Origin of the sequence: Lacrimispora sp. BS-2, assembly GCF_040207125.1 — a bacterium.
Lineage (GTDB): Bacteria > Bacillota > Clostridia > Lachnospirales > Lachnospiraceae > Lacrimispora.
This window is the reverse complement of sequence record NZ_CP157940.1, coordinates 1,028,694-1,054,912: the sequence shown is the minus strand read 5'-3', so window position 1 is coordinate 1,054,912 and position 26,219 is coordinate 1,028,694. Positions and strand designations below refer to the sequence as shown.

General features: G+C 46.0%; 21 protein-coding genes. 1 reads left to right on the top strand and 20 read right to left on the bottom strand.

All coding sequences use genetic code 11. The features are described from left to right. Window positions 1-16: 16 nt before the first annotated feature. From clpX to ABFV83_RS04965, 7 genes are all read right to left on the bottom strand, one after another. Window positions 17-1,318, bottom strand: a complete 1,302-nt coding sequence (gene clpX, locus ABFV83_RS04995; RefSeq protein WP_349947838.1) for an ATP-dependent Clp protease ATP-binding subunit ClpX — start codon at window positions 1,316-1,318, stop codon at window positions 17-19. A 129-nt stretch (window positions 1,319-1,447) separates the two neighbouring features. Beyond that, entirely contained in the window at window positions 1,448-2,035 is a 588-nt protein-coding gene (gene clpP / locus ABFV83_RS04990; protein WP_312448105.1) for an ATP-dependent Clp endopeptidase proteolytic subunit ClpP, read from the bottom strand. A 136-nt stretch (window positions 2,036-2,171) separates the two neighbouring features. After that, window positions 2,172-3,458: a trigger factor gene (gene tig, locus ABFV83_RS04985; RefSeq protein ID WP_349947837.1), complete on the bottom strand. Its 1,287-nt coding sequence runs from the start codon at window positions 3,456-3,458 to the stop codon at window positions 2,172-2,174. A gap of 113 nt (window positions 3,459-3,571) precedes the next feature. After that, window positions 3,572-6,547 (bottom strand): EAL domain-containing protein, encoded by a 2,976-nt coding sequence (locus ABFV83_RS04980; protein WP_349947836.1) that lies wholly within the window; start codon window positions 6,545-6,547, stop codon window positions 3,572-3,574. Window positions 6,548-6,550: 3 nt separating this feature from the next. Beyond that, window positions 6,551-7,996, bottom strand: coding sequence for an extracellular solute-binding protein (locus ABFV83_RS04975; protein WP_349947835.1), 1,446 nt, complete (start codon window positions 7,994-7,996; stop codon window positions 6,551-6,553). A 15-nt stretch (window positions 7,997-8,011) separates the two neighbouring features. Further along, complete coding sequence (locus tag ABFV83_RS04970) at window positions 8,012-8,572, bottom strand: DJ-1 family glyoxalase III (RefSeq protein ID WP_349947834.1); 561 nt, start codon at window positions 8,570-8,572, stop codon at window positions 8,012-8,014. Between the two features lies 1 nt (window position 8,573). Beyond that, window positions 8,574-9,638, bottom strand: a complete 1,065-nt coding sequence (locus tag ABFV83_RS04965; protein ID WP_349947833.1) for a galactose ABC transporter substrate-binding protein — start codon at window positions 9,636-9,638, stop codon at window positions 8,574-8,576. A gap of 195 nt (window positions 9,639-9,833) precedes the next feature. Here ABFV83_RS04965 and ABFV83_RS04960 point away from each other — a divergent pair, with 195 nt between their 5' ends. Next, a complete protein-coding gene (locus tag ABFV83_RS04960) occupies window positions 9,834-10,286 on the top strand; it encodes a CYTH domain-containing protein (protein ID WP_349947832.1) in 453 nt (150 codons plus the stop codon). 114 nt (window positions 10,287-10,400) lie between these two features. On the opposite strand, the gene ABFV83_RS04955 is transcribed toward ABFV83_RS04960, so the two are convergent. From ABFV83_RS04955 to ABFV83_RS04895, 13 genes are all read right to left on the bottom strand, one after another. After that, on the bottom strand, window positions 10,401-11,399 hold the full coding sequence (locus tag ABFV83_RS04955; protein ID WP_349948863.1) for a beta-methylgalactoside transporter: 999 nt from the start codon (window positions 11,397-11,399) through the stop codon (window positions 10,401-10,403). 32 nt (window positions 11,400-11,431) lie between these two features. Next, the gene (locus ABFV83_RS04950; RefSeq protein WP_349947831.1) at window positions 11,432-12,988 is read right to left on the bottom strand and encodes a sugar ABC transporter ATP-binding protein; all 1,557 of its coding nucleotides are present in this window, start codon (window positions 12,986-12,988) and stop codon (window positions 11,432-11,434) included. 160 nt (window positions 12,989-13,148) lie between these two features. Further along, window positions 13,149-14,267, bottom strand: coding sequence for a galactose ABC transporter substrate-binding protein (locus ABFV83_RS04945; RefSeq protein ID WP_349947830.1), 1,119 nt, complete (start codon window positions 14,265-14,267; stop codon window positions 13,149-13,151). 189 nt (window positions 14,268-14,456) lie between these two features. Beyond that, complete coding sequence (locus tag ABFV83_RS04940) at window positions 14,457-15,479, bottom strand: galactose ABC transporter substrate-binding protein (RefSeq protein WP_349947829.1); 1,023 nt, start codon at window positions 15,477-15,479, stop codon at window positions 14,457-14,459. Between the two features lie 15 nt (window positions 15,480-15,494). Then, entirely contained in the window at window positions 15,495-16,466 is a 972-nt protein-coding gene (locus ABFV83_RS04935) for a substrate-binding domain-containing protein (RefSeq protein ID WP_349947828.1), read from the bottom strand. Between the two features lie 67 nt (window positions 16,467-16,533). Further along, window positions 16,534-18,333 carry a sensor histidine kinase gene (locus ABFV83_RS04930; protein ID WP_349947827.1) on the bottom strand — a complete coding sequence of 600 codons (1,800 nt, stop codon included), beginning with the start codon at window positions 18,331-18,333 and terminating at the stop codon, window positions 16,534-16,536. Between the two features lie 96 nt (window positions 18,334-18,429). Further along, complete coding sequence (locus tag ABFV83_RS04925; protein ID WP_349947826.1) at window positions 18,430-20,046, bottom strand: response regulator; 1,617 nt, start codon at window positions 20,044-20,046, stop codon at window positions 18,430-18,432. A gap of 78 nt (window positions 20,047-20,124) precedes the next feature. Then, window positions 20,125-20,757 (bottom strand): precorrin-8X methylmutase, encoded by a 633-nt coding sequence (locus ABFV83_RS04920; RefSeq protein ID WP_349947825.1) that lies wholly within the window; start codon window positions 20,755-20,757, stop codon window positions 20,125-20,127. A gap of 132 nt (window positions 20,758-20,889) precedes the next feature. After that, window positions 20,890-22,428 carry a cobyric acid synthase gene (locus ABFV83_RS04915; RefSeq protein WP_349947824.1) on the bottom strand — a complete coding sequence of 513 codons (1,539 nt, stop codon included), beginning with the start codon at window positions 22,426-22,428 and terminating at the stop codon, window positions 20,890-20,892. Window positions 22,429-22,432: 4 nt separating this feature from the next. Continuing rightward, entirely contained in the window at window positions 22,433-23,521 is a 1,089-nt protein-coding gene (locus tag ABFV83_RS04910; protein WP_349947823.1) for a threonine-phosphate decarboxylase, read from the bottom strand. A gap of 31 nt (window positions 23,522-23,552) precedes the next feature. Then, complete coding sequence (cbiB, locus tag ABFV83_RS04905) at window positions 23,553-24,548, bottom strand: adenosylcobinamide-phosphate synthase CbiB (protein WP_349947822.1); 996 nt, start codon at window positions 24,546-24,548, stop codon at window positions 23,553-23,555. A gap of 23 nt (window positions 24,549-24,571) precedes the next feature. Beyond that, window positions 24,572-25,090, bottom strand: coding sequence for a bifunctional adenosylcobinamide kinase/adenosylcobinamide-phosphate guanylyltransferase (locus ABFV83_RS04900; protein ID WP_349947821.1), 519 nt, complete (start codon window positions 25,088-25,090; stop codon window positions 24,572-24,574). Window positions 25,091-25,211: 121 nt separating this feature from the next. Beyond that, a complete protein-coding gene (locus ABFV83_RS04895) occupies window positions 25,212-25,979 on the bottom strand; it encodes an adenosylcobinamide-GDP ribazoletransferase (protein WP_349947820.1) in 768 nt (255 codons plus the stop codon). Window positions 25,980-26,219: the final 240 nt, after the last annotated feature.

Here is a 26,219-nt window from a genome sequence, read left to right as displayed (position 1 = left end):
CGACTCATGCAGGGACCTATGCGATCTCGCCTGTCTTATCTTTTCTTAATTTCTGAGCCAGTGATTTTCTGGGAACTGCCGTATCCCGATAAATCAGCTCCGGCTCACCCTTTTTATCTACAACTTCCCTGGTAATCGTGCAGATTCCAATGCTGCTGTCAGATGGAATTTCGTACATCAACTCCATCATTACGCTTTCCATAATGGAACGCAAGCCTCTGGCGCCTGTTTTTCTCTCCACTGCCAGCTCAGCGATCCGCTCAACCGCTTCTTTTGTCAGCTCAAGTTTCACATCATCCAGTTCAAACAGCTTTTGATACTGTTTGACCAGGGCATTCTTCGGCTCTGTTAAAATCTTCACAAGTGCTTCCCGGTCCAGGAGCTCCAGGGATACGGTAATCGGCACCCGGCCGATAAACTCCGGTATCAATCCGAATTTCACCAGATCCTGAGGAAGGGTCTTTTTCAGAAGATCATCAATATCCATCTTATTCTTATCTACAATTTCCGCATTAAAGCCGATGGAACCAGCGCTTAACCGGCGTTCAATGATTTTTTCCAATCCATCAAAGGCACCGCCGCAGATGAACAGAATGTTGGTCGTATTAATTTGTAAAAGTTCCTGGTGGGGATGCTTTCTTCCACCCTGAGGCGGAACGCTTGCAACCGTACCTTCCAGGATCTTTAAAAGAGCCTGCTGTACGCCTTCACCGGAAACGTCCCTGGTAATGGAAACATTTTCCGACTTCTTTGTTATTTTATCAATCTCATCAATATAGATGATTCCATATTCTGCCCTGCTGATGTCATAATCAGCCGCCTGAATGAGTTTTAAAAGGATGTTCTCCACATCCTCGCCCACATAACCGGCTTCTGTAAGAGCGGTGGCATCTGCAATGGCAAACGGAACATTTAAGACCTTTGCCAATGTCTGTGCAAGATAGGTTTTACCGGAGCCGGTAGGACCTAACATCAGAATATTGCTCTTTTGCACATCCACATCCATTTTCTTTCTGGAAGTGATTCTCTTGTAGTGGTTATAGACTGCTACAGACAATACCTTTTTTGCGTCGTCCTGACCAATGACATAATCATCTAAAAAAGTCTTGATTTCCTTTGGCTTCATCAGGTTGATATCACCAAAATCAGGTCCTTCTTCCTCACGGCTGTCAAATTCTTCCTCTAATATCTCCGCGCACAAATCAATGCATTCGTCACAGATGTAGACATTATTGGAACCGGCAATGAGTTTCTTTACCTGGTCCTGGGTCTTTCCGCAAAAAGAGCATCGGATCTTGTCGTCTGTTCTGACCGGCATATACACACCTCATTCTTTCCTAATTCTTGCCCACACCCTTTGAGCAAAGTGCCCCCCGCTTCATCGGGGATAAGGGTATGCCCGCAGGGTGTTTTCTATCAATCGTCCTGGCTGCTTAGGCGTAAAGGTTTATCGGTCATGGCTGTAGATGATATCATCGATCAAGCCATATGCCTTTGCCTCTTCCGCATTCATATAATTGTCACGTTCCGTATCACGTTCAATGACCTCATAAGGCTGACCAGTGTTTGCTGACAGGATATCATTTAAACGCTTCTTTATCTTCAGTATATTCTCAGCTACGATCCGGATCTCAGTGGCCTGGCCCTTTGCTCCGCCGGATGGCTGATGAATCATAACCTCCGCATTTGGAAGAGCGAACCGTTTTCCCTTTGCTCCGCCGGCCAGCAAAAATGCTCCCATGCTGGCTGCCATGCCCATACAAACAGTAGAAACATCACATTTAATATAGTTCATGGTATCATAAATTGCCATGCCTGCGGTAACGGAACCGCCGGGGCTGTTGATGTAGAGGTTGATATCCTTATTGGGATCCTCTGCCTCTAAAAACAACAGCTGGGCCACAACAAGGCTTGCTGATACATCGGATACCTCTTCCCCAAGGAAAATAATCCTCTCCTTAAGAAGTCTGGAATAAATATCGTAAGAACGTTCGCCCTTACTGGTTGATTCAATGACATAAGGTACTAAACTCATCTGTCTTCCTCCTGTCTGTTTTTTCCTATATTCTGCCCACGTTTTCCGGGCATAAAGGGATACCCCCAGGATATCTCTTATCAAAGCGGAATAGACTCCGGACAAAAATGCCAGGAATCTATTCAGGTAATACTTTTTAAACTAATTTTGCTTCTGCAACAAGAAAATCTACTGCTTCCTGAACTGCCAGATCTTCCTTCATCTGCTGGATGCCGTTCTCTCCAAGAGATTCTTTCACCAGTGAGACCTCCATCTTGTAAGCTTCTGCCATGCCAGCAATTTCTTTCTCAACCGCTTCGTCAGAAGCTGTAATGTTCTCTGCCTTTACAACTGCTTCCAGTACCAGTCTTGTCTGGATTCTCTTAAGAGCCTGTGGCTTCATCTGCTCTTTTAAGGACTGAAGAGTCATACCTGTAAATTTCATATACTGGTCAAGAGACAGGCCCTGGCTCTGCATTCTTCTTGCATAGTCATTGACCATGTTGTTCACCTGGCTGTCGATCATCGGCTCAGGAATCTCCATGGCGGCATTTTCAACAACCTTCTCTACCACACGGTCTTCGTTCTCTGTTGCCGCTTCTTTCTCTTTTCTAGAAGAAACCTTTTCCCTGATGTCGTTCTTGTACTCTTCCAATGTCTCAAATTCAGAAACTTCGCTTGCAAACTCATCGTTTAACTCAGGAAGTTCTTTTTTCTTGATTTCCTTTACAGTCACCTTAAATAATGCAGGCTTTCCTGCCAGTTCTGTTGCATGATACTCATTTGGGAAGGTTACGTTGATATCACACTCTTCGCCGATGTTCTTGCCGATCAGCTGCTCTTCAAAGGTATCAATGAAAGAGTGGGAACCAATGGTAAGAGGATAATCCTCACCCTTTCCGCCTTCAAATGGCTTTCCGTCTACAAAGCCTTCAAAATCGATAACAGTCTGGTCGCCATCCTCTACGGCTCTGTCCTCTACGGTGATCAGTCTGGAATTCTGTTCCTGAACTCTCTTTAATTCAGCATCAATATCTTCCTCTGTCACTTCAGCAGTTGACTTGGTCACTTCTAATCCCTTATACTCGCCAAGAGTCACTTCCGGTTTAACAGCAACAGTTGCAGTATAGATCAGGGTCTTTCCCTTTTCTACCTGTACAATGTCAATTTCAGGTCTGGAAACAATGTCCAGTCCGCTTTCTTCTGCTGCATCACCATAGGTTGCGTCAAGAGCCTCATTTACTGCATCTTCATATAAAATGCCTGCTCCATACATCTTTTCAACCATGGCCTGAGGAGCTTTCCCTTTTCTGAAACCAGGGATATTGAATCTGCCCTTATTCTTATTGTAAGCTGCGGTAAGAGCCTTGTCAAACTCTTCCGCCGACACTTCTACCGTTAATTTTGCCATGTTCTTTTCTAATTTTTCTACTTGTAAACTCATTAAAGGGTTCCTCCTTGAAATATATGTGAACCGCCAAATCAACAGGGCGTTACACTTCAATTTAGCATTATAACATACTCGTCCCGCAAATTCCAGTATTATTTATGATTAAATCAGGTTTTTCCTGAAAACTCCTGCAATCGCTTCACGATGTAGGGGTCAAGGGGTCTGATCTCCATCTGAGGCCTGGCAATATAATATCCCTGGAACAGGGAAACCCCGCAATTCATGAGAAATTCCAGCTCTTCCGGAGTCTCTATTCCCTCTGCCAGAACAGTGATGTTATTTTGCACTGCAAAATCCAAAAGGTTCCTTAAAATGATCTGGCGGTTAGGATCTTCATGGATCCGTTTTACCAGATTGGTATCCACCTTAATGATATCCGGCCTCATGCGCAGGAGAATGGCCTCACTGTTATATCCTGTTCCGAAATCATCAATAGCGACCTGCCCCTTCCACTGTCTCGCCATATCGATCTTGCGGTGCATGAAGTCATGGCTTGCCGGTTCGCCTTCTGTCATTTCAATGACGATCCGGTGGAGCAGCTCTCCATAGTTCTCTTCCAGTTCCCTCTGCTCTGCTTCTGTTAAGCATACGCTGGCAATGGAATTGACGAACAGCTTTTCATCCGGTCCCAGCTGCCCGGCCAAAGCCTGTTCCATAACTGCCTTAAGGCCTGAAAACCAGGTGAGAGCCTCCATCTGGGGAAGCTTTGCCTGAGCTCTTGCCAGATTTAAGACCTCACTGATCCCCTTCATATTGGCAAAGTCCGGACGCATCAGCAGCTCATAGCCATAGATAGATCCTTCCCTTGTTGCAATGGGCTGAAACGCAAAACGAACCTCTTTTTTGTCCAGCATCCGGTTAAATTCTTCACTGCCGGCAAGCATATAGGAATTATGGGTATATTCGTTGAAATCAAATTCCTTAACAATCCCTTTTACGCTGTGCTTCACCATATACATTGCAAAATCCGCATGATTAAACAGGGTATCAAAGTCTTTTGCATCATCAGGGCACCAGGAAAGCCCTCCTGACACACGGATTGGGAACTGGTATCCCCCTCCCGTATTCAGTGAAAACTTCTGAATATGCTTCATGAATTCCTGGATTTTCTTTCTGATCTCTTCTTTTTCATCTGCTTCCAGAAAGGTAACAAATTCATCTCCGGAATATCTGGCTACAATTCCTCCCTTTTCTGAAAATATCTTTAAGCAGCTGGCAAAGAGGACAATGTAGCGGTCTCCTTCGTCATGCCCGTAGGTATCATTGATATATTTTAAATTATCCAGATCCCACATGACCAGTGCAGAGACCTTTCCTTTCTGCCTCTTCATGGCAGCTACGACCTGCTCTCGAAATGCCCTCCGGTTGTAAATATCCGTCAGCAGGTCATAATTTCTCTCCCTCTCCAGCTTTTCCTTCTCTTCTACATCAGCAGTCACATCCGAGCACACGCCGAGTATGGTCCCTTTTTTTGATCCGTCCAGAATAAATTCCACCCACCGCGTTCCCTGGGGACCTTCCAGGGACTGCAAAATACGGTCTCCTTTTATTTTAATCCCGATAAAAGTCTTCTCCATGTATTTCTTGAATTTTGCCGTTTTTATGTAGCAGTAGGGTTCCTCCATATGCCCCCAGCCCAGCATCTCGAACAAAGACCGGCTGCAGAACACACGGTCAGCCTCTTCCTCGTATTCAAATACGCCGATCAGGACATTGGCATGTTCCAGGATGCTTGAAATCTTTGACGACGCTCTTTCTACATCCCGGTTTAATTGTTCAATGGTTTCTGTCAGCTCATCGATTTCTCTGATATATACTCTGTTAAGAGAGAGTCCACTTCTTCCTGATTGCCCTCTTAACTCCGTGACCAGCCTGCGGATAGGCTCTGTCATGATCTTTCCTATGACAAACGCTCCCAACAGGCTGAATATAAGCGGGATTGCCATGGAACAGAGAAGCATGCGCCGGATTGCATTATAAAAAGACAGCAGATCCTTCTGACGTGCGATACCTGCCAATACCCACTCTTCTCCCTCAAAGGGCCCGTTGGTTCCATAGACATCAAGACTTTTTATGCTGGCATACCACCTGGTTCCTTCCGAGGACGTCAGCTCACTGATGTTTTCTTCCTCATTATCCACATAACTGATTCGTTGGCTCTCGTTAAAATACTGGTTATACAGATATCCGGAATACGCCACTGGAACAATGGTCTTTGTCCCTTTGTTCCGTATGCCTAAAAGCCAGCATTCTTCATAGCTGCCGCTTGTGTGGTCATCTCCCATAATCTGCTCAAGCTGGTTTAAGGTTAGTTCCAGCCCGCATACTCCCACAACAGTCCCGTCATTAAGGATGATTGGGATGGAGTAGGTCACTACCTCCATATCCCTGGGGCTTAAGCGGAAGGGAGGGCTTAAATAAGCATATTTCATAACATCATCATGGGACGCCTGGTTTTGAACTGCTATAAGATACGGCTTTTTATAAAAAGAGAAGGCTTTCTTATCCTCGCTTTCCTGAAAGCCAAGCTCCCAGAAGGAATCCAAAGGGATGTCATACTTTTCCGCTATGGATGGCAATCCTCTCTCCATAAGAAGAGAAGAATTATCCTTTAAATACCCTCCTGAATTGGAATTCCGGACATAAAAGCCTGCCTTCATATCAACCGGACTGTTCTTGGCCGCAGGGCCGTTTAAGACCATAAAGACGCCTGTTGCATGGCTTAGGTGGAGCATTTCTATGGACTTTTCCATAACCGCTTCAACGATTTTCCTATTTAGGACATAATCCGTAGAGATATCCTTTGGCCGGCGCTTCTCAATATCCAGCACCTGCTGGATTCCGGCAGTTATGAAGTCGGAATTGTTAAACATAACGATCCAGTGGTGAATGGTTTCCTTTTCAAGGCTCAGCTTTGTGCTTTCCGTATTTTCACTTAATATATGTATCTCATTATTTTTCAGCTTAATGGAAACTCCGCCAAACAGTACCAGCCCTGCAATGACCACAGCCTGTAAGACCAGCAGGATAAGCAATGGTCCCAGAAGCTGGGTGCGAATGGATTCACTTCTCTTGTTCTTCATAAATCACTCTCCAACAATCGCTTCCAACTGCTCCATTGTATCCTTGTACCAGTTATTAAAATTTTCCTCTGTCACAAAATTTGCAACTGCATTTTCCCGTTTGACTCCCTGTGCCATAAGGGCACATATCTCTTCATAATCTTCCTTTGCTTTTAAAACCATTGTTAAATTCAGCACGCTTCTGGCACGGTCCCCGCCTCTAAATGGTTTAGAAGTATATAGCCTGTATTCATTGGCTGTATCAAGCCCTATTAAAAGATTCTGTGATGCTCCGCTGTTTTCACCGGTTCCCTCCAGGAAGGGCTTTAACATTTCCTGATTTCCGGCAGCCTTCTTTACCGGAAGATAACCGGAGCCAATGGCAAATTCCATGTTCTGCTCCACGCTTGTAAACCATTTCAAGAAAAGAGTAGCAGCATACTCCCTTTTTTCCTCAGATTTAAACACCATCATGCCGGCTCCCTGCTGAACGGCACATGGAACGGTGCCCTGGAAATTGGGAAGAGGGTAAAGCTTGCTCTCTATGGCATAATTGGTCCCATCCTCAAGGGTCACTGAAGCCGGAAAGTAAGCAATTCCGCTGGTCGCCCCAACAAAAGCCGCCAGCTGTCCTGTCTTTACATCATCGCTCCGGAATTTCCCGTAGGAACCAAAATACCCGTTTACATAGGGTACATAATAATTTTCCCACAGCTTCCTCATGATCTGCTTATCAAAATCCAGGACAACCTTTCCATCCTCTGTCTTAAAAATTTCATGGCCAAGCTGAAGGCTGCCGATGATCATATAATTAGCAAAGGCATCCCTTCCAAAAAAAGCCTTTCCATCATCCGGTGCCTCTGTCAAGCTGTCTGTCCATTTATAGTAGGACTCCGCCACCCGGGTAATCCCTTCCCAGGTGGAAAGGGCCTCCTCTGTCACTCCTGTTGCCTCTGCAAACTTGTCCCAGTCCGTCTTGTTCACCGTAAGGATCTCCGTAGACTTGGCGATGGGAAACACCTTGATTGCTCCGGTGCTGTCAAATTTGCCTTCTTCTATATAGGCATCCACATATTCCGATATTTCCTCCGAGGTCAGATAGCTGCTTAAATCTGCCGCCAGTCCCATCTGATCCACTTCGTAAACCTTATCCACATAAGCGGAAAATACATCAGGCAGAGGCTCTGATCCAATCTTTTTTTCGATGCTTTCATTGACCAGAGTACTTAATTCATCAATGCTCCCCTTATTAAAGGCCTTGACGATGATCCCTTTTCCTCTTCCTTCGTTTTCATTAAACTCCTGCACCAGGCGGTCGAATTCCTCCTTCTGGACGCCATTGTAATAATGCCAGATGGTAATGGTGACCGGATTCTTTTCCGACAATCCGTACGGATCTTTCTTCTCACATCCGGTAAGAAGGCTGATAAAAACAACCGCAAGAAACGATAACACCCATCTCCTTTTCATACAATCACCTGCCCATTACACGGAAATATGATCGTACTGGATGGCCTCCTTTACCTGGCGGGCATGATTCTCATCCGTCAGAAGACCCAGAAGTTCAATCCCCATATCCAGTGCATAGCCAAGACCTCTGGCAGTCGTTATATTCCCATCCGTAACTACCCCCTGTTTTGTATACAAGGCTCCCTTAAGCTCCGGTTCAAAGCCTGGAAAGCAGGTTGCTTTTCTCCCTTCCAGCATACCGAGCCTTCCCAAAATGCTTGGTGCCGCACAGATTGCAGCGATTCTCCTGTTTTCTCCATAGGCTTCCTTTAAAGAATTTATCAGTCCCCCGTGAGCTCCTAAATTCCTGGTCCCCGGCATCCCGCCTGGAAGAAACAGAACATCGGCATTTTTACAGTCAACCTCTGAGAATTCAAAATCCGCCTGGATTTTTATCTGATGGGCACCTACCACGTCTTTTTTTCCTGTAACAGAAACAAGGGTCACCTCCTGGCCACCCCTTTTTAAAATGTCCACAACAGCCAATAACTCCACTTCCTCTGATCCGTCAGCTAAAAACGCAAATACTTTTCCCATTTTAATCCTCTCCTTTTAACGTTTGAAAGGTACTGATTGCAGTAACCTTGATATAATCCACCAGATACCTTGTGTCCACATCTTCCCCGTCAATCATTTTTGTCAAAGTATCGGCAGCTGTTTGGGATTGTCCCTCATGATCATTTAAAACAGTCCCGGCTATTTTTCCCTCTTTTATATATTTTACCGTATCCTGAAGGGCATCTACCCCTACAAGATAAATATCCTTTCCAGGCACACGGCCTGCCTCTTCCACAGCTTCCAAAGCGCCGTTTGCCATGGAATCATTGTTGCAGAATATCACCTCAATTCTGCTGCCATAGGTAGTCAGTACCTCCTGGGCAAGCTTTTTCCCTTTGTCCTTACTCCAGTCTCCATTGCCGGAAAACAGTTTTTCCGTCTTCATTCCCCCTTCTTCCAGGGCTTTTACGGAATATTCCGTCCGGTAACGGCTGTCCTCATTGCCTTCTTCTCCCATGAGCATAGCGTAAGACACTACCCCATCGCCGTTTATGTCCCCTTTATCAGGCAGTTCCAGTATAATCTCTCCCTGATAAGTCCCGGCCTGCCTGGAATCCGTTCCAACGCACGACACTGCCATGTTGTTTTCATGCCACCGCCTCTGTTCCTCTTCCTTTGGTTCCCGGTTAATGAAAACCAAAGGAATCCCCGCCTGGCCGCAGGTATTAACAAGCCCGGCCGCAGCAGATACCTCCACCGGATTTACAATGATCCCGTCACACCCATCTGAAATAAACTGGCTGATCTGCCGGTTCTGCTCTTCCTGATCTCCCCCGGCATTGCGCATGATCACCTCCGCGTGGTAAGTTTCTTCCAGGTATTGCTTTAGTTGGGAACGATACAGCTTCATAAATGTATCGTCATAGCGGTAGATACTTACCCCGATCTTTGGTCCTCTCTCCTCACGGACCCCCTCCGTGCCTGCTTCTGATTTGGAGCTTTCCCTGGTATCCTCCGCCTGCTCCCGGGGAGCACAGCCATGAACCAGGAAAACAGTCCAGAGGATCAGAAAAAACACAAACATCCGTTTACTAAACCGTCTCATGTCCTTAATCTCCTGAATTTTCACTGTTTTCCCCATATTACCACGTTTTCCCTTTTTTGTATACTAATGAATCAACAGGATCCGTCTTCATACCCCATTGATTCACAAACAAAAAAGGTGAGCCTTCTATTTTTGCTTATATGTGATATACTGACACATACAGCAATACAAAATATGAAAGCAGGAGGATTTTTCATGGAAATAGAACGTAAATATCTCATATCCCAGCCGCCGGCTGATTACACCGCATACCCCTATCACTTAATAGAGCAGGGATATCTGTCAACAGACCCTGTTGTCCGCATCCGCAGGGAGGATGAATCCTTTTACCTTACCTACAAATCAAAGGGGCTTTTAGAACGGGAGGAATATAATCTCCCTTTGACGCCAGAATCCTATGAACACCTGATCAAAAAGGCGGACGGCCATATCCTTACGAAAAGGCGGTATCTGATTCCCCTGGAAGGTTCTGACCATCTGACCATAGAGCTGGATGTTTTTGAAGGGCGTTTTAAAGGGCTTATATTGGCTGAAGTGGAATTTCCAAAAAGAGAAGAAGCTGAATGCTTCACCCCTCCTTCCTGGTTTGGAGAAGATGTAACCTTTTCAGGAGAATATCAAAACAGCAGGCTGAGCCAGCTTCCATAACATCCGGAAAAGACGAGCCGCAGGAGTCCAAAAAAATACCCTTTTTTCAGACTCTTACGGCTCGCCTTTTCATTTTTCCTTTTAAAAAATAAATAACATCAATCTGAAGAGGAATTACTTCTTTGCAATATACTTTCTGATATCCAGCGCAATGGCAACTACGATAATAACTCCCTGCGCAATATACTGATAGTTGGGGTCAACGCCCAGATACTGCAGGCAGGTCTTTAGAATCTCAAATACCAGTACACCAATCAGGACACCGGATACCTTACCAATACCGCCGTTAACGGATACACCTCCGATGGTACATGCTGCAATGGCTTCCAGCTCCCAGCCCATTCCCATATTAACGGAGGAACCTCCGGATTTCGCGCCTACAAGGAAACCTCCCAACGCATAAAGCGCTGCTGCTGTTACATAAATAATGATTTTCGTTTTCTTCGTATTAACGCCGGAAACTTCCGCTGCCTGTTCGTTTCCTCCAATAGCGTACATATATTTGCCGTGAGGTGTTTTGTTATAGACAAACCAGATCACAAGCCCGATTGCAAGAGCAATTAAGAACAGATAAGGGATGGCTCCTAAAAGCCTGCCCTTTGCCACCTCTGTATAAGCAGCGCGGTAACCGCCGATGGGGGTTGCATTGGTATAAACAAGGCAGACACCGTAAACGATCAGCTGCATGCCCAGGGTTCCGATAAAGGCCGGAACCTGAAGAAAAGAAATGACCATACCATTGATGAGACCGAAAATTGCACAAACAGCGATACAGATCAACAGCACCACAAATACCCACCAGATTCCGAAATCAGGAAGATTGGGGAAAAACTTTCCGCTGTACCCGGGCTTTTGAAGCAAAGTACCTGCAAGGCAGGCAGAAAGACCTACCATACGTCCGGCAGAAAGATCCGTACCTCTGGTGATCAGACACCCGGATACACCACAGGCAATGATAAAGCGGGGCGCTACGTTTAAAGCAATGTTTTTCAGGTTATCAAAGGAACCAAAGGCCGGCCGCTTAATTACAGTAAAAATCGCCAGCATGATGAGAACAACGATGATTCCATTATTAATAAGTAAATCCTTCATATTAACTTTTTTTGTTTGCATAGGTAAATCCTTGGCGTTAGCCTTCTTCGATGTCATGATTTAACCTCCTGTGTGAAATTTTCTGTTACCTTATCGTCTAAATCAAATTTAGTGGCAAATGCCATGATCCTCTCCTGAGTTGCCTCATCATCTTCCAGCTCTCCGGTAATATGGCCGTTACACATAACGATAATCCGGTTTGACATACCGATCAGTTCCGGCATTTCGGAAGAAATCATGATAATCGATTTTCCTTGTTTTACCAGATCTATCATGATCTGGTATATCTCATATTTTGCACCAACGTCAATTCCTCTGGTGGGTTCATCCATGATCAGAATATCCGGGTTATTAGCCAGCCATCTGGCAATGATCACCTTTTGCTGGTTTCCTCCTGATAAAGATTGTATCAGGGTCCTGTCATTTGGTGTCTTGATACTCAGCTTTGCGATGCTGTCCTTTACTACCTGGCCCACCTTTTTGCTGTTAATGGTTCCGAGTTTGGTATAATTCCGGTAAGAGGCAATGGCCGTGTTATCCGCAATGCTCAAGCATCCTATAATGCCGGTCCCCCGTCTGTCCTCTGTGATCATTCCCACAGAATCGTTAATGGCATCCTGGGGACGTTTGATCGTCACCTTTTTACCCAGAACCTCAATCTCCCCGCTTGCAATGTGGCGCATTCCAAAAATTGCTTCCATCAATTCTGTTCTCTGGGCGCCTACCAGGCCTCCAAATCCCAAAATCTCTCCTCTCTTTAATTCAAAAGAACAATCCCGGAAGGAGCGCGGGTGGATGCTGCTTACATGGCTTACTTTTAAGATCGTCTCATCTGTCCTGAAATCTTCTTTTGGCGGATAAACGTTGCTTAATTCCCGGCCGACCATTTGCTTAACGATTTCATCATCTGAAATGTCCTTTACCTCCCAGGAACCTACATATGTTCCGTCACGCATGATTGTTATGTCATCAGCAATCTGCCGGATCTCTGCCATCTTATGGCTGATATATATCATAGAAACGCCCCGGGCTTTCAAATCCCTGATAATTCGAAACAGCGCTTCCACTTCATTATCAGTCAGTGATGAGGTCGGTTCATCCAAAATTACCAGCTTTGCATTCTGACTCACTGCCTTTGCAATTTCCACTGACTGCATTTGTCCGATTGATAGTGTCCCAAGCTTTGCCCTGGGATTAAAATTCATTTTTACATCTTTTAACCACTTTTCCGCTTCCAGGTTCATGGTCCTATGGTCAACAATCTTTAAAGGACCTATTTTTATTAAGGGATACCTTCCAAGGTACATATTTTCCGCAATGGAACGCGCCGGAACGGGCTGCAGCTCCTGGTGCACCATGGCAAGCCCTTTGTGAAGGGCATCATCGGGATTTGCGATGTTCTCATCTTTCCCGTCAATAAGAACCTTTCCTTCATCCATTTTATAAATGCCGAAAAGGCATTTCATAAGGGTCGATTTACCTGCTCCGTTCTCACCCATTAAGGCGTGAACGGTACCGGGACGTACTTTTAAGTTGATTTTGTCAAGCGCTTTAACGCCAGGGAAGGATTTGCTGACCCCTATCATTTCCAGTCTGTATTCCTCTGCCATCCCGTTTCTCCTTTCCTATTTATTGCCCATGCTTTCTGGGCATAAAGGGATACCTGTTAAGGTGTTTCCTATTTATTGCCCATGTCTGCAGATACCTTTAAAAATCGGGTGTGCCTTACTGACACACCCGTGTTTTTCTTCGTTTACCGGCTGCTGGAAATTATTTTAATTTATCAAGAACTTCCTGAGCATTATCCATAGTTACCTTGATATAGTCTACCATATTTACATTATCAACTGATTCACCCATGATGTACTTAACAGCCATATCGCTTGCTGTACGAGCCTGTGAGAAGTGGTCATTGAATACAGTACCTGTCTGCTTTTCGTCGAGAACGTTCTGAACAGCCTCTGTCAGAGCATCAACACCTACTAAATAGATGTCTTTGTTTACGGTACGTCCTGCTGCCTCGATTGCCTGAAGAGCACCAAGTGCCATAGCATCGTTGTTGCAGAAGATTACTTCAATCTGATCACCATACTGTGTTAAAGCATCCTGAGCGATCTGCTGAGCTTTCGCCTGATCCCAGTCACCACGCTGCTTTAACAGTTCTTTTACCTGCATACCGGAATCAGTAAGAGCCTTAACAGAGAATTCTGTTCTGTACTGAGCATCTACGTTCTCCGGGTCACCCTGGATCATAATATAAGAAACAACGCCGTCACCGTTAATATCGCCCTTGGTAGAAGTTTCCAGAATTTCTTCTCCCTGATAGGTACCGGACTGTCTTGCGTCACAACCTACATAAGTAGCGTTAATTTTTTCATCTTTCCATCTCTGTTCTTCCTGGGCATCTGGCTCACGGTTGATGAAAACAACCGGGATTCCTGCTTCCTTACACATATCTGTGATTTCCGGAGCAGAAGAAGCCTGAACAAGATTTAAAATCAATACATCGTATTTCTGGGTAATGAAGTTCTGGATCTGGTTGGTCTGTTCAGCCTGATCACCCTTACCATCCTGGATTACAACATTTTCTTTTTTAAAGCCTAAGTCTTCTGTCAAATAGCGCTGAAGTTCTGTACGGTAAAGTGTCATAAAGTTATCATCAAATTTGTAAATTGAGATACCGACTTTCTTGTCCGCTACATCTCCGCCAACAGCATCTTTTACTGCTTCTGCGGTGGTCTCTGCCCCTGCCTCCTCCTTAGTCTCTGCTGCCGTAGAAGCCTCTGTTGCGGCCGCCGTTGTTTCCTTGGCACCTGCTCCACAGCCTGCCATGGAAAATACCATTGCTGACGCAAGGCCTACTGCTAATACTTTTTTGAGTAATCTCATGATAAATCCTCCCTTATCATTATATTGTTATCGATTGGTGTTTTTACCTTACCGATATGCACATTATAGCTTTCTTTTGTGCAGTTTTCCATATAATTTTTTTTGGATATGTATCGATTTTTTTAGATTGTTCCTTTTTCCATCAAAAAAATTCGATATTTTTACTCACAATGCACAACTGACCGCCCATTACTGGGCGGTCAGAGCCTTTTGTCTGCATTCATAATACTTATCCCTGTCCAATTTTACAATTTCCTGTACATTTTGACCAAGAGATTCCGCTGCAGCGATTTCAAAAATAACATTTGCATATTCCTGGCTGTCACATTGAACCGTTCCAAACAGCTTTCCCGTACGCAGCCCTTCAAGCCCCTGGGGCGTACCGTCAATCCCTACAATTTTAACCGGCCTCATGTCCCTTTTCCGTTCCAGTGCATCGGCCGCTCCCAAAGCCATGTCATCATTGTTGCAGATCACCACTTCCACCTCATCCGGGTACTCCAAAAGCCACTGCTCCATCCAGGCGGATGCCTGGCTTCTGTCCCAATTGGCAATTCCTCCGGTGATCTTTTCTAAGGGCACTCCGCCATCCTTTAAGGTCTGAATGGACCATTCCGTGCGGATCAAGGAGTCCTGATGGCTGTTTTCACCTTCCAAAAGAACATAGCTGACCTTTCCATCTCCATTTAAGTCAAGGGAGGCGGGATCTGTTTTATAAGCCTCCACCAGAATGTTTCCCTGAAGGGTTGCAGACTCTTTTGCATTTTCTCCCACATAGTAAAGCTTTTCCCAGCGGCGCATATCCTCCTCCACCGGCTCCCGGTTAAAGAACACCACCGGCAGGCTGGCATCCATTGCCTTGCTGATGATGTTGGAGGCCACGGAGCGGTCCACAATATTCACGCAGATGGCATCATAGCCCAGAGAAATGAAACGGTCTACCTGACTGTTCTGGGTATTCTGGTTCCCCTTGGCATCCACAATTTCCATGACAACCTTAATGCCTGTTTCCTTTTCATATTCCTTGGCCTGTTCCTCAATATTTCCCCTGAGCGTATTGATAAAGGAATCATCCCCACGGTATAAGGTCACTCCAATGCGTATGGACTTTTTTTCTTCCTTTTCTCCCTCCTTACGACTCTGATAAAACACTCCCCAAAGTGCCAGCAGCAGAATAACCGCCGCTGCCAGAATACCATATCGTTTCTTCATGTTCCATCCCCCATCTCAATCAATTGGATACAAAATCCTTTCAAATTTGCTTTCCCGCATATTGGCCTTCTGAATATAGTAAGAATCTAAAACTATCTGTGTTCTTTGAAGTCCCCCATGGACCGCTTCCACGGACTTTTCGATGCTCATATAGCCCGCATCAAACTGGTCGCTTACAACCAGTCCCTTAATGATTCCATTGTCCAGTTCCTTTAAAAGTTTGGTCGTGCTGCCGATTCCGTAAAGCCCTTTCACTGCATTGCCATATACCGTGCTGCCGGAAATGATATCAGCGGCTTCATCAAGGCTTCTGACATCAATCGCTGCAATGACCGCTTTTTGGCTTCCGGGATAAACCATGCCCTGGATGGCCTCCCGGAAGATCCCTTCTGCTTTTTTCTCATAAAGCTTCATGGAAAATCCGGATTTTGAAAGAACAGATACCAGCCCGTCATATGCCTCCCTGTTATACCCGTACTCAAGCCCGTCTGTAAAGATCCATACTGGAATGTCCGGGGAATTCTCCGCTGCAATTGCCTGCCCCAGCAATCTTCCTTCCTCTTCATAATCCGGTGATATGCCGCTCTTTACCTGGTCATTGGGAGGTAAGCTTCCCAGAATGATGGCAGGGCTGTTTAAAACCATATCATCCATCCTTTTTACACATTCCACCGGCTTTACGGGGATCAGAACCACTACTGATGCACCATCACCTATTTCCCTTTGAACCAGTTCTATCTGCTGATCGGCATCTCCCTTCTCATAGAGTGTAATAAAGCTGACATCTACATTGTATTCTTCAGCTGCCTTATCCACACCCTTTCTGAAATTTACATAATAGTCATCGGAGGTATCCCCGATGATGACGGAAACCGGATATATTTCTGTTTTCTTCTCCTTGATGATCAAATCTGTGGAGGATAAAAGAAACAGGAACACAAGCACTCCCGCCAGCAGTGTCCACAATAATTTTTCCTGTTTTGTCATAATCTACTTTCCTTTTCATTGCCCATGTCCTTTGGGCATAGAGGTATACCCGTAGGGTGTTTCCTTTTCATTGCCCATGCTTTTCGGGCAGGGTCCGCCCCGTTTCAACGGGCACAGAGGCAGTGCTATAGGGAACCGCAGGAAGGCGGATGGTGATCACCGTTCCTTCGTCAGGCTCTGACTCAATAGTCAGGCCGTACTTTTCTCCAAAATACAGCTTGATCCTCTCATTGACATTTTTTACGCCGATCCCTGAGCCCTTTTTTGAAGTGACATGGACCTGATCGGAAAATAAGCCTGCCACCTGGTCTTCTGTCATTCCAAGGCCATTGTCTTTTACCATATAGCACAGGTCATCTCCTTCTTTCCAGACCTTTAAAATAATTTCTCCGTCCCCATCCATGAATTCCATTCCATGATAAATGGCATTTTCCACAAGGGGCTGCAATACCAGCTTTAAGCTTGCAAGCTCCATACATTCCTCAGATGCATCGATCACATAGGAGAACTTATTCTTAAAACGCATGTGCTGGATCATCAGATAATTCCGCACGTGCTCCAATTCATCCTTAACCGTGATAACGCTCTTTCCCTTGCTTAAACTGATCCGGAAAAACCGGGCCAGGGCCGTCACAGCTTTGACAGCCTCTGTCTTTTGCTCGTTTTCAATCATCCATACAATTATATCAAGGGTGTTATAAAGGAAATGAGGATTGATCTGTGACTGTAAGGTGTCAAATTCCTGTTTTCTCTTCGCCTCATGCTCTGCCACGATATCATCCATCAGAACCCGGATCTGTTTTGCCATATTTTTAATAGAATTCCCCAGATGCTGGATTTCGTAGGAACCCCCGATGGAAATAGGGGTTTCCAAATTTCCTTCTTCCAGAATTCCCACAGATTTTTCCAGCTCCTTGATGGGATTGGTGATACGGGATGAAATATAGGAGTTGATCAGGGCAAGTATGAACAGGATCAGGGTTATGAGGAAGACGATAAAAAGCCTGGTCTTAATGGAATTTAAGGAAACCACATTTTTAGGTGTCACTCCAATGATCTTCCAGCCTGTATAACCAATGGATTTTACTGTAATGATCCGGGTCTCCCCTTGAAATTCCTCCCGGTGGTTTCCGTCCTTATAGCCGGCTGCCACCATATTGTTCTCCTGCATCCGCCCGGAGTCGATGAGCTGGATCTTGGGATGGTACAGGATCTGCCCGTCATTGCTGATTAAATAGACATAGCCGCCCTTTCCTGTGGTCACCCCGTCAAAAAGATGTTCCAGGCTGGAGTAGCTTAAATCAACCAATAGCACGCCCTGGGTGGTAGAGGTGCCCTCTGTCAGCTCCACGGCTCTTGATAAGGATATCACCCACCGGTACTGGTTTTCGTTGCTGTCAAAAATATACTGGACATGGGGATAGGAAAAATGCTGGTTTTCCGTCTTCTCCAAAGCATTTAAAAACCAGTTCTCCCTGGTCACGTCAAGACCGCTTTTAAGTCTTGCCGCAGGAACCGCTTCCACCATAGTGCCTGATTGGGTAAAGAGTGCGATGTTGTCCACATTATCCTTGTTGTTATCATACAGGAGCGTGATTTCGTTATTAATGGATTCCGAGGATAAATCGGCATTTTTCACGGCTCCGTAATACAGGGAATCCGACAGCTTCATGACCGTAAGCAGATAGGACTCCACGGACCTGGCTACCTGGTGAATGAGGCTCTGGTTTTCCTCCTGCACCATCTCCCCCACCTGGGTGGAAAGGCGCTGGTATAAGGAAAAAGTGATCAAAAGACTGGCTGCTAAGGCAGTCACGGTAAAATATACAAAAATAGTATAACGAATGCTGATATTCTTTCTTTCCATATTATCGTCCATCCTTTTGGACAGGGCCACCCGCTTTAGAGCCTGCCCCACTTTATCGGGCACCGGGTGTAAAGGGATACCCGGAGGGTGTTTCCATTACCTGGCTCCGCGGAATTTAGTCGGTGATACTCCAAATTTTTTCTTGAATACATAGCTGAAATAGTTCTGTTCCTGGTACCCCACCTTTGCTGCCACCACATAGGTCTTATCATCGGTTTTATTAAGCAGTTCCACCGCTTTATTAAGACGGACATCTGTTAAATATGCGATGTAAGCCTGCCCGGTTTCTTTTTTAAACAAGGTGGAAAAATATGCAGGGCTCATATGAAGGTGGCGGCATATCATTTCCACAGACAAATCCGGATTCTGGTAGTGGTCCATAATATACTGCTTTGCTTCCTGGATTACCTGGCGTGTGGTAAAATCGCGCTCCTGATTAATGAACTGGTTCATTTTTCCTGCAATTTTATAAATCCACTGACCGAACTCCTCTTTCTTCTTAATCTTGTCAAAGATCTCCATGCCCTTAAGTTCCCCGCCCATAATGTCCGTGGGGGCCAGGTCATACTGCTGCATCATCTGAAGGACACTGTTTAAAACGCCGAACATATACACCTGCTGCTGGCGGTAATGTACTTTTGCTGATTCCATCTTTTCAATGATCCTGGTAACCGCTGCTTCGATCTTTTCGCTGGGACCGAATTTTATGGCTGAGATCAGGTCCGCTTCTGTCACACTGTCAAATTCCAGTTTTCCTACTCCCACCGGCTCCATATCATTGATATAAATGGTGGTCCCCCTGCCGGCTATGGCTTTATAGCCCAGGGCATCAATGGAGGATTGGTAGGCTTCCCGGAAACCGGACAGCTCCCGGAAGCTTTTGCCGATACCCATGGTGACCGGAACCTCCAGAATCCTCTTTGTTTCTCTGCAGATATCTCCAAGAACATCGATCAGCCCTGTGGTGGAGTTGTCATCATCAAGAGCCACGATCACCACCATTTCCGCCTCTGAAACAGACTGGAAAAGGGCAAACCTACAATAACCTTCTAATTTTTCCCTTACGATCTGCATAACAGAAATAGGGATCAGCTCCTCCTCATTGTGAAGGGAAAGAGTTTCCCTGACCTCTCCCTTTTCCACATCAATGGCAACGATGATCCATTTCCTTGCCCCCATGACTGGCACGCCATATTCCTTAAGCTTCTGTTCTACCAGCTCCTCTGAAAGATCTTTGTGCACCAGGTCATTGAAAAACTGCTCCCTGATGATGGGGAGGCTTTTCCGGTAATTTTCCCTAAGGCGGCTTAAATTCCTTTTTTCTTCTATTTCCTGGTCCAGATTCCCCTTGATCCTTTTTAATATGGAGGTCAGTTCTTCCACATTGACCGGCTTTAAAATGTACTCCGTTACATTCAGCTTGATTGCTCTCTGGGCATATTCAAAATCATCGTAGCCGGAAAAGATCACCACCTTCATGGAAGGATACCGCTGTCTCACTTTTTCCGCAAGGGCCAGGCCATCCATGTAGGGCATCCGGATATCCGTTAAGACTACATCCGGTTCCAAAACCTCGATCTTTTCCATGGCGTCTTCTCCATTTTCCGCATCCCCCACCACTCGGAATCCGGCTGCCTGCCATTCAATCTTCTTTATAATGCTTTTACGCACTTCTTCTTCGTCATCTACTAAAATTATGCTGTATAATTCCATGCTGTTCTTCCCCTCTGAAAATCCTTCCGGGTGTGCCTTTATGTCCCGAACTATGGGCAATAAACCGTGTTGCTGCTGCTATATCTGATAAAGCAGGGCATTTACGATTGCCGCTGCCACATTGCTTCCTCCCTTTCTTCCCCTGGCTACAATAAAGGGGATATCGGAAAGGGACATGATCATTTCCTTTGACTGGACCACATTGACAAAGCCCACAGGAACTCCGATGATAAGCCTGGGATGGATTTTCCCTTCTTTTATCAATTCATAAAGACGTACCAGGGCGGTGGGCGCATTTCCTACTGCAAAAATACAATCTTCTGAAAGCCCTGCGGCTTTATCCATGCTGGCACAGGCACGGGTGGTGTGGTGAAGCTTGGCCTGTTCCGCTACATCCTCATCCGACATGAAGCAGTTGACGGTGCAGCCATGACGTTTTAAGGTGGGTTTATTAATGCCGGCCATTCCCATGTTGGTGTCCGTAATGATTCGGACGCCTTCCTTTAATGCCCTCATTCCTTCCCTGACGGCATGGGGGGAGAATATCAGATTATCCGCATATTCAAAATCAGCGGTGGTATGGATTACCCGTTTGATCACCAGTTCATTTTCCGGATCAAGGACTTTTTTTCCAAGCTCCATGGTTATCAGTTCAAAACTTCTTTTTTCTATTTGTTCGGGTAGCAGCTGTTCCAGTTCTTTAAATTTCATTTGTTTCTCCTTGTGAGTCCGCAGTGGAGCTGGTAAAACCGTAGGTTTTACCAGCTCACGGGCATTCGCCCTATGAAATAGGCCATGATAAGATTTTCTTATGTGCGAGCACAACGAAAATCTTCTCCTGCCCTATTTCACACTGCTCATTGCTTTCGTGAACATTATCCCATAGATCCTTTCCATGTCAAGGCTGTTCCTTAATTGGGCGGCCAGACGCTCATATTGCTCTTCCTTGTATTCCTGGTAGTTAAAGCCGCCATCCGGCTCTATGGTCAGGCCTTTCTTTTTTGCCAATGCTTCTGCAATGGTCATTGCAATCCCTTCTTTATCAAAAAAGCCATGGATATAGGTGCCGTACACGTTTCCTCTCTGGCAGCCGTCCATTTTGGCTAAATGGGAGCCTGACTGGGATTCCATGACATAGGAAAGGGGCGGCACGGATCTGGTGGTTTCTCCCATGTGGATTTCATAACCTTCCACCTCCATGCCTGACAGTTCCTCAAAGATTCCGCCTACGCTGGTGCAGGAGCCTGCTACTCTTGTTCTGGTCTTTTCCTTTCCAAACACGGTACGGACCGGTAAAAGTCCCATGCCCCGTACCGGCATGGCAGCCGCTTCGGATTCCACCTGGAAGGGATCGGAGATGCTTTCTCCAAGCATCTGAAAGCCGCCGCAGATTCCAAATACAGGGACTTCCCTTGCCTGAAGCTTAAGGATTGCCGCCTCCAGACCGCTTTCCCGCATCCAAAGCAAATCTCCAATCGTATTTTTACTGCCAGGCAAAATGACCAGGTCCGGATTTCCCAGATCAGAAACACGGTCCACATAGCGCAGGCATACCCATGGTATGGTAGTGAAAACCTGAAAATCCGTGAAGTTGGAAATTCTGGGCATCCGGATCACGGCGATTTCCACTGCGGTCCGGTCCGTTCTGGCCGTTCCTGCCAAGTGGTTTCCAAGGCTGTCCTCCTCTTCCAGCTCCACATCCATATATGGAACCACACCGGCAACCGGGATGGAAAGCTGTTTCTCAATCATATCCAGTCCTGGTTCCAGAATGGATTTATCCCCACGGAATTTATTGACGATCAGGCCTTTGATCAAGGCTCTTTCATCTGGTTCCAAAAGCATTACGGTTCCGTAAAGCTGTGCAAACACACCTCCCCGGTCAATGTCTCCCACCAGAAGCACCGGGGCATTTGCCATTTTTGCCATTCCCATATTTACGATATCATCCTGCTTTAAATTAATCTCAGCCGGACTTCCGGCTCCTTCTATGACGATGATATCGTATTCCTCTGAAAGCTTATGGAATGCCCGTTCAACCTCGGGCACCAGCTTTTTTTTGTATGCAAAATACTCCCTTGCAGGCATATTACCAATGGATATGCCGTTTACAATTACCTGGGACCCAATGTCATTGGTGGGCTTTAACAGGATGGGGTTCATGGCCGCCTCCGGCTTTACTCCGGCTGCCTCCGCCTGGACCGCCTGGGCCCTTCCCATTTCCAGCCCCTCTTCTGTAATATAGGAATTTAAGGCCATGTTCTGGGATTTAAAAGGTGCCACCCGGTAGCCATCCTGTTTGAATATCCGGCATAAGCCGGCTGCAATCAGACTTTTTCCTGCATTGGACATGGTTCCTTGTATCATGATCGTCTTTGCCATCTGGTTATTTCCCTTCTGTCACTATGGATTTCAATATGGAAAGAAATTCTTCATTTTCCTCCCGCTGCTTGACACAGATCCGGTAATAGGTATCATCAAGCCCTCTGTAATTGGAGCAGGAACGTATCAGGACTTTCCGGTCCAGAAGCTGCTTATAAAGCAGTTTTTCCCGGGTAAGGGCCTCTGGCCTCAAATCCCTGAAAAAAATATAATTAGCCATGGAATCAAAAACCTGAAATCCAAGGGAAGAAAGGGCTGTTTTTAAATACTCCCGTTCACTGGCAATCATCTGCCTTGTTTCCTCTACGTATTCCGTCTCCATAAGCGCTGCCTCTCCTGCCGCCTGGGCAAGGCTTGAAACGCTCCAGGGCTGCCGTATGAGATTCATCTGGTCCAGAACCTTTTTTCCTGTACATATCCCATAGCCCAATCGCAGCCCGGCCATGGCGTATAGTTTTGTAAATGCCTTTAAAAGGAAGACGTTTTCATATCCGCCGCGTCCTATGAGATCAAGGACCGAATACCGGTCCGGCTCCTGCAGGAATTCATTAAAGCATTCATCTACCACGCAAAAGATCCCGCGGTCCCTGGAATATTTAAGAATTGCAGCCATCCCTTCCTTTTCCGCCCCAAAGCCGGTGGGATTATTGGGATTGCATAAAAACAGCATTTGGACATTAATCCCGCCTTTTTCCAGCCAGTCTATCAGTTCCTTTTCATACAGCCGAAACCCGTTTTCCTCTTTTAAGCTAAAATACGAAATATTGCAGGAAGATGCCTTAAGGGCCTGTTCATATTCCAGAAATGAGGGAGCGATCAGCAGGGCATTTTTCGGCTTTAATGCCTGTACAACCTGAAAGATCAAATCCGCAGCCCCGTTTCCGCAGATGATGTTCTCTGCCAAAACGCCGTGAAACCTTGCAAGCTCCTTACGAAGCCTCATGGACCTGCTGTCCGGGTAACAGGAACAGCTGCCGGCTGCTTGATAAAGAGCCTCTTTTACCCCAGGGGGAAGCCCCAGGGGATTTATGTTGGCTGAATAGTCTATTGTAACATTATTGGTATAAATATCTCCACCATGCTGGTATTCCATATTATTTTTCTCCAGTTAAAATATGATTGTCTTAAAAAGTCAAGAGGAACAGCAAACATACAGGAATCAGCCCCAACACATAAGTAACCGTCATAAGATGATTGGCCCTGGGAATATCCTTGTATTCCACCGGTCTTACAGGATCTCCAATGGTGGGCTTTTCATATAGCTTTCCAAAATAACAGGCATCCCCTGCAAGCTGGATCTGCAGCACCCCTGCGCAGACTGCTTCCGTCTGGGCTGAATTAGGACTTTTGTGATTAAAGCGGTCCCTTTTAAATATCATGAGGCCATTCCTGCCGCTGTATGGGTTTTCTTTCTTTCTCATTCCGTAAATAAACTGGCACACATATCCTGCTCCTATCATAAGAGCCGCTGATAATCGGGCCGGTATGAAATTGCAGATATCATCAAGCCTGGCCGCTGCCCGTCCAAACCAGAGATACCGTTCATTTTTATAGCCCACCATGGAATCCATGGTGTTTACTGCCTTGTATAAAAACACTCCCACTCCTCCAAAAAGAGCCATGAAAAGCAGAGGAGCCACGATTCCATCGGAGGTATTTTCCGCCACGGTTTCTACTGCCGCCTTTATGATTCCTTCTTCAGACAAGGCTTTTGTATCCCGGCCCACGATCATGGATACGGCCTGCCTGGCTCCTTCCACATCCCCTCTGGAAAAGGCCTTATAAACCTTCATGCTTTCTTCCCTCAGGGAACGCCATGCCATCATCTGACCGCACATCACGCTTTCTATGAAAAACCCCGCATAAGGGGAAAGGAAGTAAGCAGTCCAAAGAATTGCCGCAGACGTGGTGCCTGTGACCAAAAGCACAAGGATCACCAGCCATAAACCAGCTCTTCTTTCCCCCATTTCATCCTTGGGGAACCTTTTCCTGAGCTTTTTTTCCAGCCAGCTTATGAGAGAGCCAATCCCGCATACCGGATGCCAAAGGAAACGGGGATCGCCAACGCACAGATCCAGAAAGCATCCTGTCAGCACTGCTGCTAAATGTAGTCGTATCATTATTTCATTCCCTGACCTTTTGTCTATTTAATCCGGGTCCCAATTCCGCATACCATACGGTAAACTTCCCTGGAAGTCCTGGCTAATCTTACTGATGCTCTTCCTGACACTTCTCTCCATTCCCTGTCTTCCGGATCAAAAGGCACGATGCCGCAGCCCAGTTCATTGGAGGTAATAATGACATCGGGATTTTGCCCCTGGACCGCCTCAAGAAAGGCATCAACGCTTTTTCCTTCTTTTAAAAGCCGTCTTATATACTCGTGAAGGCCATGGATGACCCGGCATGTCATGGCAGCTTCAAAGCTGTCCCTGCTGCCTTCTGCGATCTCATACTCTTCACCTTTCTCACCTTTGCATACTGATGAATCAAGCGGATATGCCTGCATATCCAATTGATGCCCGGTGATGCGGGGCAAGCTGTTCACAAACAGGGGATTAAAAGGCGTTTTCCCTTCGGTTTCCGCCATTTTTCCGGCACTCTTTGCCAGCTCCATGGCGAAGGCCAGCTTTCCCTGCAATGCTCCGCCTATAATCAATATCATGCTTTCCTCTTTCCTGCCCATGCTTTTTGGGCATAAAGGTATACCCGTAGGGTGTTTCCTCTTTCCTGCCCGCGCTTTTGGGGCATAAAGTTTACTCATAGGGTGTTTACTCTCCGCTCTTTTATAATGATACCAGATGGGAAACAAGGGCCAGTCCTGCCACAAGAGCCAGCTCACACATCTGCAGAAAATATCCTGCCAGATCGCCGGTAATGCCTCCGAATTCCCGCTTTGCCATGGCATAATAATACCAGTAAACAAGAAGAGCGATGGAAAGGACCACGGCAGCAGACAGCATTCCTCCCAGATGCCAGATTCCCCATCCCGCCGCTGCCAGGTACATGACCATGGTAATGGCCACTGTTCTCTTCTGGGCAGCTCCGGAAAAGGAGGCTGCCAGCCCGCTTTCCTTAGCCATGGGAAATGTAACAACAGACAGTCCGCTTAAAGCCCTTGTAACCACAAATGTCAGGCAATAAGCCGGTATCATGACCGGACGCATTTCCAAAAAGGCAGCCAGATAGAGAACCAGGTACACACCGCAGCCGATGATGGCAAACGCGCCTGTATGGGGATCCTTTAATATCTCAAGTTTTTTCTTTCTGTCTCCGTGGGAGGATCTGGCATCCACCACATCCAGAAATCCGTCCATGTGTATGCCTCCTGTTACCAGAATGGGAATCACTACCGGAAGTATCTGTCCGAAATAGCGAAAGCCCAGAGCATTGCAGCCTAGAACGGCCGCAAATTCCAGCAGACCCATGACCACTCCGATAAAAGGGAAAAAGCACATGACATATTTCATCCGCTCTTTTGTCCATTCCATCTGGGGCATTGGGATACGGGAGTACATGGAAAACGCAATAACTAAGCTGCCAAAAAGATTCATATTCCTCCTCCTCATAATACTGAAACCAGGCGGCACGCCCGGCACATAAAATTATCATATCACAGAATAAGAAAAATGTCATTTCCATTCAAAAGTACTGTCTTTGTTTTCATATGATATGAAAATTTCCATTACACCCGCATAGTCCAAACCAATCCAATCTAGAAATAAATTATAACCAGATAATCACCTTAACAATGTTTGTGAACTTATTGCAGTGGACTTATTCAGTAAACTTAT

Bases quoted from the DNA above. Each gene is read 5' to 3' on its own strand.
- clpX (WP_349947838.1), bottom strand. From the start codon at position 1,318: ATGCCGGTCAGAACAGACGACAAGATCCGATGCTCTTTTTGCGGAAAG.
- ABFV83_RS04925 (WP_349947826.1), bottom strand. From the start codon at position 20,046: ATGGAATTATACAGCATAATTTTAGTAGATGACGAAGAAGAAGTGCGT.
- ABFV83_RS04935 (WP_349947828.1), bottom strand. From the start codon at position 16,466: ATGACAAAACAGGAAAAATTATTGTGGACACTGCTGGCGGGAGTGCTT.
- ABFV83_RS04965 (WP_349947833.1), bottom strand. From the start codon at position 9,638: ATGAGACGGTTTAGTAAACGGATGTTTGTGTTTTTTCTGATCCTCTGG.
- ABFV83_RS04920 (WP_349947825.1), bottom strand. From the start codon at position 20,757: ATGAAATTTAAAGAACTGGAACAGCTGCTACCCGAACAAATAGAAAAA.
- cbiB (WP_349947822.1), bottom strand. From the start codon at position 24,548: ATGATACGACTACATTTAGCAGCAGTGCTGACAGGATGCTTTCTGGAT.
- ABFV83_RS04955 (WP_349948863.1), bottom strand. From the start codon at position 11,399: ATGCAAACAAAAAAAGTTAATATGAAGGATTTACTTATTAATAATGGA.
- ABFV83_RS04940 (WP_349947829.1), bottom strand. From the start codon at position 15,479: ATGAAGAAACGATATGGTATTCTGGCAGCGGCGGTTATTCTGCTGCTG.
- ABFV83_RS04975 (WP_349947835.1), bottom strand. From the start codon at position 7,996: ATGAAAAGGAGATGGGTGTTATCGTTTCTTGCGGTTGTTTTTATCAGC.
- clpP (WP_312448105.1), bottom strand. From the start codon at position 2,035: ATGAGTTTAGTACCTTATGTCATTGAATCAACCAGTAAGGGCGAACGT.
- ABFV83_RS04960 (WP_349947832.1), top strand. From the start codon at position 9,834: ATGGAAATAGAACGTAAATATCTCATATCCCAGCCGCCGGCTGATTAC.
- ABFV83_RS04900 (WP_349947821.1), bottom strand. From the start codon at position 25,090: ATGATATTGATTATAGGCGGAGCATTGCAGGGAAAGCTGGCCTTCGCC.
- ABFV83_RS04895 (WP_349947820.1), bottom strand. From the start codon at position 25,979: ATGAATCTTTTTGGCAGCTTAGTTATTGCGTTTTCCATGTACTCCCGT.
- ABFV83_RS04970 (WP_349947834.1), bottom strand. From the start codon at position 8,572: ATGGGAAAAGTATTTGCGTTTTTAGCTGACGGATCAGAGGAAGTGGAG.
- ABFV83_RS04980 (WP_349947836.1), bottom strand. From the start codon at position 6,547: ATGAAGAACAAGAGAAGTGAATCCATTCGCACCCAGCTTCTGGGACCA.
- ABFV83_RS04910 (WP_349947823.1), bottom strand. From the start codon at position 23,521: ATGGAATACCAGCATGGTGGAGATATTTATACCAATAATGTTACAATA.
- ABFV83_RS04930 (WP_349947827.1), bottom strand. From the start codon at position 18,333: ATGGAAAGAAAGAATATCAGCATTCGTTATACTATTTTTGTATATTTT.
- ABFV83_RS04950 (WP_349947831.1), bottom strand. From the start codon at position 12,988: ATGGCAGAGGAATACAGACTGGAAATGATAGGGGTCAGCAAATCCTTC.
- tig (WP_349947837.1), bottom strand. From the start codon at position 3,458: ATGAGTTTACAAGTAGAAAAATTAGAAAAGAACATGGCAAAATTAACG.
- ABFV83_RS04945 (WP_349947830.1), bottom strand. From the start codon at position 14,267: ATGAGATTACTCAAAAAAGTATTAGCAGTAGGCCTTGCGTCAGCAATG.
- ABFV83_RS04915 (WP_349947824.1), bottom strand. From the start codon at position 22,428: ATGGCAAAGACGATCATGATACAAGGAACCATGTCCAATGCAGGAAAA.